This is a genomic window from Cellulomonas massiliensis JC225 (assembly GCF_000312005.1).
GTDB lineage: Bacteria > Actinomycetota > Actinomycetes > Actinomycetales > Cellulomonadaceae > Cellulomonas > Cellulomonas massiliensis.
Genome location: NZ_HE978588.1, coordinates 981,608 through 989,020 on the forward strand (window position 1 = coordinate 981,608; position 7,413 = coordinate 989,020).

Here is a 7,413-nt window from a genome sequence, read left to right on the forward strand (position 1 = left end):
CTCGGCCTCCCGCTGCGCGCGCCCGGCCTCGCGGGCCGCCTCGCGGGCGTGCCGCTCGCGCTCCTGGCGGTCGCGCTCGGCCTGCTTGAGCGCCTCCTCCTCGACGCGCCGACGCTCGCGCTCCAGCCGCTCGGCGTCCTTGCGCGCCTTCTCGGCGTCCTTCTCCCGCTGCCGCTGCGCCCTCTCCTCGTCGCGGCGCGCACGGTCCTGCTCCTTGGCGGCGAGCCGGTCGGCGCGCTCGCGGTCGCGTCGCAGCGCGGCCGCCTCGCGGGCGGCGTCGGGGTCGCGCGGCAGCTCGTCGCGCTCGTCGATCGGCATGGCCACCTCCTTGACGGCCGATCCTACAAGTGTGTATGACATACACACACAGTTTACGACGTACACAGAACCGGAGGGCGTCATGACGAACGACCCCGCCGTCCGCATCCGCGGGCTGCGCAAGGCCTACGGGGACCTCGTCGTCCTGGACGGGCTCGACCTGGACGCGCACGCCGGCGAGGTGCTGGCGCTGCTCGGCCCCAACGGCGCGGGCAAGACGACGACGGTCCGGATCCTGTCGACCCTCGTCGCCCCGGACTCGGGCAGCGCGAGCGTCGCAGGGCACGACGTCGTCCGCGAGGCGCCGGCCGTGCGGGCCGCGATCAGCCTCACCGGCCAGTACGCGGCGGTCGACGAGCTGCTGACGGGCGAGGAGAACATGCGCCTCATGGCCCGGCTCGCCCACGTGCCCCGTGCGCAGGTGCGGGACCGGGCCGCCGCGCTGCTCGAGGCGTTCGACCTCGTCGACGCCGCGCGCCGCCCGGTGCGCACGTACTCCGGCGGCATGCGCCGGCGGCTCGACCTCGCCGTCGGCCTCGTCGGTCGACCGCGCGTCGTCTTCCTCGACGAGCCCACCACCGGCCTCGACCCGCGCAGCCGCGGCGAGGTGTGGGACATGGTCCGCACCGTCGTCGCGGCGGGCGCGACCGTGCTGCTCACGACGCAGTACCTCGACGAGGCGGAGCGCCTCGCCGACCGCGTCGCGGTGATCGACCACGGCACCGTCATCGCGCAGGGGACGACCACCGAGCTCAAGCGCACGATCGGGACCGCGCACGTGGAGCTCGTGCTCGCGGACGGGACGACCGAGCGGGTCCCCACCGACGGCTCGGTGCCGGACGTCCGCCGCATCCTGGACGACGTCGAGCGACGCGACCTGCTCGTCGCCGCATGGCAGGTGCGCGAGCCCACGCTGGACGACGTCTTCCTCACCCTGACCGGCCGCCCCACGGCGCCCGGTGCGCCCGCCCTCGCCACCGCCCAGGAGACCCGATGAGCACCCTCGCCCTCGACCTCAGCCCTCGCGACGACGCGCCCGCGCGCCCGCGCCCCGGCGCCGACACCCTCGCCCTGATCGGCCGGTGCCTGCGCCGGTCCACCCGGCAGGTCGACACCGTCATCCTCGGCATCGCGCTGCCCGTCCTGCTGCTGCTGATGTTCGTCTACGTCTTCGGCGGCGCCATCGAGGCCGGCATGGAGTACGTCGACTTCGTCGTGCCGGGCATCGTGATCCTGACGGCCGGCTACGGTGCGGCGTCCGCGGCCGTGGACGTCGCGAACGACCGGACGAACGGCATCGTCGACCGCTTCCGCAGCATGCCCATCCGCAGCACCGGGGTGCTCACGGGGCACGTCGTCGCCAGCCTCGTCCGCAACGCGGTCGCGACGGTGCTCGTCCTGGTGATCGCGACGTTCATCGGGTTCGACGCCGTGGCCTCGCCGCTCGCCTGGGCCGGCGCGATGGGCGTGGTGCTGCTGTACGTGCTGGCGATCACTTGGGTGTCCGTGGCGCTCGGGCTGATGGCCTCGGGCGCGGAGGCGGCCAGCGGTTTCACGTTCGCGATCCTCTTCATCCCGTACGTGTCGAGCGCCTTCGTCCCGCTCGAGACGATGCCACCGGTGCTCGAGACGATCGGGCGCTGGAACCCGGTCACGCCCGTCGCCGACGTGGTCCGCGGCCTGCTGCTCGGCACGGATGTCGCCGCGTCCACGGTCTGGGCGGCGCTCGCGTGGTCCGTCGGGCTCCTGCTCGTCGGGTGGCTGGCCGCCGCGGTGATCTTCCGCCGCAAGGCCTGAGGGGCTCCAACCGTCCACAGGGTCTGTTCACGCATCGAGCGGGTTTCGGTCCCTGTGGACACCCCTGGTGAGGGTGCCGAACGGATCTAGCGTCACCGTCCATTCACCGGAGCGACGACGGGATGGCGCAGTGACGTTTCACAGAACTTTGAGAGCAATATTCGCGGGAATGGCCGCCGCAGTGCTGGGAGCGAGCGCCTTGTCAGGGTGCTCGGCGTCACTCGGCGGCGTCCGTTGCGACTTCAAGGTCAACCATCCGCACGAGTCGAAGGGTTCGCCGGGTTGGATGGAGGGCAAGGCCACGCTGCGGTGCACAGGCGCGATCGACTCCGCGGAGGGAGTCGTCAAGATGCAGCGCCTGTCCCAGGGCAAGTGGCGTGACGTCGCGGGCACGAGGTTCACCCGCACCATCAGGCCGGTCAAGGCCGAAACGACGTACACGATCATGACCGCGGACAAGCTGTGCAGCGACGGCACGTACCGAGTCGCCGCGAGGGGGTCGGGCGTGCTGAAGGGTCACCCGCGGGCGTCGATCGCCTGGCAGTACGGCGGCGCCGCGAAGATCACGTGCAGGTGACTCGGCATGGCGTGAGCTCGGGTGTGCGTGTTGTTGGGTGCCGCCAGCGCCACGCATCAATGATGCGCCTGAGCGGTGCTCTGGGCGGGACGTTTCCCGCACCGGCGACGCCCGTTCCCGTCGCCCTCGGACATTAGGATCGAAGAATGCACCCAGACCTCGAATCGGTAACCAGCGCTTTCACACGCGTGGTCGGTCAGCGAGGGACGTGCACGGTGAGCTGGCCCACCGTGCTGCTGCTGCCCCACGACCACGGCTGGCCGGTGCGCATCCTCGCGGCTGGCGACCCTGTCAGGGTGCTGACCGGGTCGGCCTGCCGCATCGTCGTCGGGGCCGACGGCGGCGACCCGTGGGGCGCCGTGCGTGACGTCGTCGAGGCGATCGTCGAGGGCCGTGCCGAGGAGTACTTCGGCGCCGGTGACGAGCCCCTGGCGTCGATCGGCTACCGGGTCTGGGGTCCGTCCGGCGAGCGCCGCGCCCTCGACGACGAGTCCGCGGTGGTGGCGGTGCACCGAGCGCCTGCCTGGGGCTGAGTCAGGCCAGCTTGGCGAGGGCCTTGCGGATGCGCGTCGGACTGACCGGCACCGGTGTGCCGAGCTGCTGCGCGAACAGGCTGACGCGCAGTTCCTCGACGAGCCAGCGGACCTCGTCCAGGGCGGCGGTCCGCGCCCGGTCCGGGCTGGCCGCGCGGGACCGTGCGCGGACGGCGGCGAGCTCGGACTCCACGTCGCTCACCTGCCACGCGAGGTCCGCGTCGCGCTGCGGGCTCTCGGCGGCCTTGGCGAGCCGGTGGCGCGCGGCGCGCAGGTAGCGCGGGAGCTGGGGCAGGCGGGCGGCGCCCACCTCGGAGACGAACCCGTCGTGGACGAGGGCCGCGGACTGCTCCCGGACGTCCTGGGCTGTCGACAGCAGCGCGAGGCTGCTGGTGCCGCGCACGTCCGCGTCGAGCTCCCGCCAGGCGGTGAGCACGTCGACGAGCGTCCCGACCAGGCGGTGGACCTCGTCCTCGAGCCCGTCGCGGACGAGCGCGCGGACCTCGCCGTAGGCGTCGGCGGTGCGCACCGCCGCCGGGTCGCGTCGCGCGGCGGCCAGCAGGGCGTCGACGGCCGCGAGCTGCACGTCGTCGACGAGCGCGGCGGTCGACGCGTACGGGCTCGCCGCGAGCGCGAGCGCCTGGGCGCCGGACCAGCGGGTCGTCACGCGCGCGGTCGCGAGGCCGGCGTCCAGGACGAGCAGGCGGCGCAGCCCTCGGCCGTGCGCGGCGGTCGCGGCCTGCTCGTCGGCGAACGTGCGGACGGCGACCGACGTGCGCTCGTCGACGAGCGCCGGGAACGCGCGGACGGTGACGCCCGCGGCGGACGCCTCGACGACGTCGGGCAGGGCGGCCAGGTCCTCGGGCCAGCCGGTCAGGCCGGAGCGCTCCAGGCCGGGCTCCGGCGTGGGCGTGGGCGCGGCGGCACGAGGACGCGGCGCGGGCGCCGCAGCGGCGGCCGCCTCGGGTGCGTCGCCCGGCCCGTCGGCCACGGGACCGGCCGCGCGGCGCGCTTCCTCCATCGCCTGCCGTACGGCGGTCCGGACGGCCGAGTCCACCGCGTCCTGCGTCCGCGACGCGAGCCGCCGCTGCAGCACCAGGAGGTCCTTGCCCTCGTCGACCACGCCGCCGCGCCGCCCCGCGCCCTGGTCGTCGACGACGCGGAACGTCATCCGCAGGTGCGGCGGGAGCTTGTCGTCGTCGAACGCGTCCGGCGGCACGTCGACGTCCCGGACGGCGCGCACGGCCTGGCGGAAGGCGTCGTGGAAGGAGGGCGCGGCGTCGGCGGCGCGCACGGTGTCCTGCCACGAGGCGAGGTGGGCGTCCATCCACGCGTCGACCTCGCGCGCGACGTCGGGCGCCGGGACGAGCTGCACCCGGACGGCCTTCGGCAGCGACCGGATCGTCGCCGTGACGAGCTCCGTGCGCAGGCCCGGCACCATCCAGCCGAAACCCTCGGGTCGCAGGCGGGCCAGCGTGACGAGCGGGATGTGCACCGTCACGCCGTCGGCCTCGGTCCCGGGCTGGAACTGGTAGGTCAGGGGCAGCGACAGGTCGCCCTGCGGCCAGCGCGACGGGAAGCGGGACTCGTCGATGTCGGAGCTGCCCGCGACGACGAAGTCGCGCGTGAACGTCAGCAGGTCCGGCTGCTGCCGGCGGGCGGCCTTCCACCACTGGTCGAAGTGCCGGGCGGAGACGACGTCGTCGGGAACGCGCTCGTCGTAGAAGTCGAACAGCGTGTCGTCGTCCACGACGAGGTCTCGGCGCCGCGCCCGCGCCTCGAGGTCCTCCGCCTCGGCCAGCAGACGCCGGTTGTCGTGGAAGAACCGGTGGTGGGTGGTCCACTCGCCCTGCACGAGCGCGTGCCGGACGAACAGCTCGCGCGCCTCGGCGGGGTTGACCTTCGCGTACAGGACCTTGCGCCCGGCGACGACGGGCAGCCCGTAGAGCAGCACCTTCTCGGTCGCCATCGCGGCGCCCTGCTTCGTCGACCAGTGCGGTTCGGAGTACGTCCGCTTCACGAGGTGTGCGCCGACCTCCTCGACCCACTCGGGCGAGATGCGCGCGGCGTCCCGGGCCCACAGGCGCGAGGTCTCGACGAGCTCCGCGGCCATGACCCAGGCCGGCGGGCGCTTGGCGAGCCCGGAGCCGGGGAAGATCGCGAACCGGGCGCCGCGCGCGCCGAGGTACTCGTTGCGGGCGCGCCGGTCGGGGCGCCCGCGTCGTCCGCCGTCGCGCGCGCCGCTCGCCGCCACCTCCGTCGCCTCCTGCATCCCGACGTGACTGAGCAGCCCGGCCAGGACGCTGACGTGGATGCGGTCCGCGTCCCACGCGAGCGCGAGCGCGCCTCGGCGGGTGGGGTCGCCGTCCTCCGGGGCGAGGTCGCGGCGCGGCGGCTGCACGACGATGCCGAGCGGCTTGGCCAGCTCGCGCAGCTGCGTGACGACGTCCTGCCACTCGCGGATGCGCAGGTAGTTGAGGTACTCGGAGCGCACGAGCCGCCGGAACGCGGAGCCCGAGAGCTCGCGCTGCTGCTCGCGGACGTACTGCCAGAGGTTGAGGTACGAGAGCAGGTCGGACGTCGGGTCGGCGAAGCGCCCGTGCGCCTGGTCCGCCTTGTCGCGCTCCTCCGACGGCCGCTCGCGGGGGTCCTGGATCGACAGCGCCGCGGCGATCACCATGACCTCGCGGGCCACGCCGCGCCGACCGCCCTCCACGACCATGCGCGCCAGCCGCGGGTCCATCGGCAGCTGGGCGAGCGCGCGACCGGTCTCGGTCAGCCGGGTGCGGCCCTCGACCGTCTCGAGCGCGGCGAGCTCCGTCAGTAGCTGCACGCCGTCGCGCACGGCGCGCGTGTCCGGCGGGTCGACGAACGGGAAGCTCGTCACGTCCTCGGGCGAGGCGGCCACGCCGACGGCGATCATCTGCAGGATCACCGAGGCGAGCGACGTGCGCAGGATCTCGGGCTCGGTGTACTCGGGCCGGCCGAGGAAGTCGTCCTCGGAGTAGAGCCGGACCGCGATGCCGTCGGCGACGCGGCCGCAGCGCCCGGACCGCTGGTTCGCGGACGCCTGCGAGATCGGCTCGATCGGCAGCCGCTGCACCTTCGTCGCCTTCGACCAGCGCGAGATCCGCGCGGTGCCCGGGTCGACGACGTACCGGATGCCCGGCACGGTCAGGGAGGTCTCGGCGACGTTCGTCGCCAGCACGACGCGGCGGCCCGGGTGGCGCTCGAACACGCGGTGCTGCTCCGCGGCGGACAGCCGGCTGTACAGCGGCAGCAGCTCGACGGCCTGCGGGTGACGCGGGTCGGTGACGCGCGCTCCGAGGGACGTGCGCAGCGCGTCCTGAGCGTCGCGGATCTCCCGTTCGCCGGAGAGGAACACGAGGATGTCGCCCGGCCCCTCGGCCATGAGCTCGTCGACCGCGTCGGTGATGCCCGTCATGAGGTCGCGGTCCTCGCGCTGGGCGCGCGGTGCGTCCTCCTCGGGCGTGAGCGGCCGGTAGCGGATCTCGACCGGGTACGTGCGCCCGCTGACCTCGACGACCGGCGCCGGGACGCCGTCCGGGTGCGCCTCGTCCGGCGGGCCCGCGAAGTGCCGCGCGAACCGGTCGGAGTCGATCGTGGCCGACGTGATGACGACCTTGAGGTCCGGCCGCTGCGGCAGCAGGCGGGTGAGGTAGCCGAGGATGAAGTCGATGTTGAGCGAGCGCTCGTGCGCCTCGTCGATGATGAGCGTGTCGTAGGCGAGCAGCATCGGGTCGCGCTGGATCTGCGCGAGCAGGATGCCGTCCGTCATGACCTTGACCAGCGTGTCCGCGCTCGACTCGTCGGTGAACCGCACCTGGTAGCCGACGAGCCCGCCGAGCGGGGTGTCGCCGGCGATCTCCTCGTTGATGCGCTCGGCGACGCTGCGCGCCGCGATCCGGCGCGGCTGCGTGTGGCCGATCTGGCCGGCGCGGCCGCGGCCCAGGCCGAGCGCGATCTTGGGCAGCTGGGTCGTCTTGCCGGAGCCCGTCTCGCCCGCGACGACGACGACCTGGTGGTCGCGGATCGCGGCGGCGATCTCGTCGCGGTGCGCGCTGACCGGCAGCTGCTCGGGGTAGGTGATCGGCGGGACGACGACCGCGGCGCGGGCGGCGGCGGCGCGCTCCCGGCGGGCGGCGGACCGGCGCTCGTCCTCGGCCC

Annotated in this window: 5 protein-coding genes and 1 pseudogene; 4 read left to right on the plus strand and 2 right to left on the minus strand. The window is 74.1% G+C overall.

The window, feature by feature from the left end:
• A pseudogene (locus HGCM_RS19665) lies at positions 1-318 on the minus strand (hypothetical protein); the annotation flags it as partial.
• An 82-nt stretch (positions 319-400) separates the two neighbouring features.
• Between HGCM_RS19665 and HGCM_RS16880 the strand changes: the two are divergent.
• The 4 genes from HGCM_RS16880 (at position 401) to HGCM_RS04710 (ending at position 3,225) form a co-directional block, all read left to right on the plus strand.
• The gene (locus tag HGCM_RS16880; protein WP_019135719.1) at positions 401-1,315 is read left to right on the plus strand and encodes a daunorubicin resistance protein DrrA family ABC transporter ATP-binding protein; all 915 of its coding nucleotides are present in this window, start codon (positions 401-403) and stop codon (positions 1,313-1,315) included.
• The gene (locus HGCM_RS04700) at positions 1,312-2,115 is read left to right on the plus strand and encodes an ABC transporter permease (RefSeq protein WP_019135720.1); all 804 of its coding nucleotides are present in this window, start codon (positions 1,312-1,314) and stop codon (positions 2,113-2,115) included. The genes HGCM_RS16880 and HGCM_RS04700 overlap by 4 nt, the downstream gene beginning before the upstream one ends.
• Before the next feature lie 169 nt (positions 2,116-2,284).
• A complete protein-coding gene (locus HGCM_RS04705) occupies positions 2,285-2,692 on the plus strand; it encodes a hypothetical protein (protein ID WP_161604963.1) in 408 nt (135 codons plus the stop codon).
• Between the two features lie 215 nt (positions 2,693-2,907).
• Positions 2,908-3,225 (plus strand): hypothetical protein, encoded by a 318-nt coding sequence (locus HGCM_RS04710; protein WP_019135722.1) that lies wholly within the window; start codon positions 2,908-2,910, stop codon positions 3,223-3,225.
• A 1-nt stretch (position 3,226) separates the two neighbouring features.
• On the opposite strand, the gene hrpA is transcribed toward HGCM_RS04710, so the two are convergent.
• Positions 3,227-7,413 (minus strand): ATP-dependent RNA helicase HrpA (hrpA, locus tag HGCM_RS16885; RefSeq protein ID WP_019135723.1); only part of this gene is annotated, 4,187 nt, incomplete at its 5' end.

Excerpts from the sequence above, each read along its gene's own strand:
- HGCM_RS04700 (WP_019135720.1), top strand. The coding sequence starts at position 1,312 with ATGAGCACCCTCGCCCTCGACCTCAGCCCTCGCGACGACGCGCCCGCG.
- HGCM_RS16880 (WP_019135719.1), top strand. The coding sequence starts at position 401 with ATGACGAACGACCCCGCCGTCCGCATCCGCGGGCTGCGCAAGGCCTAC.
- HGCM_RS04705 (WP_161604963.1), top strand. The coding sequence starts at position 2,285 with ATGGCCGCCGCAGTGCTGGGAGCGAGCGCCTTGTCAGGGTGCTCGGCG.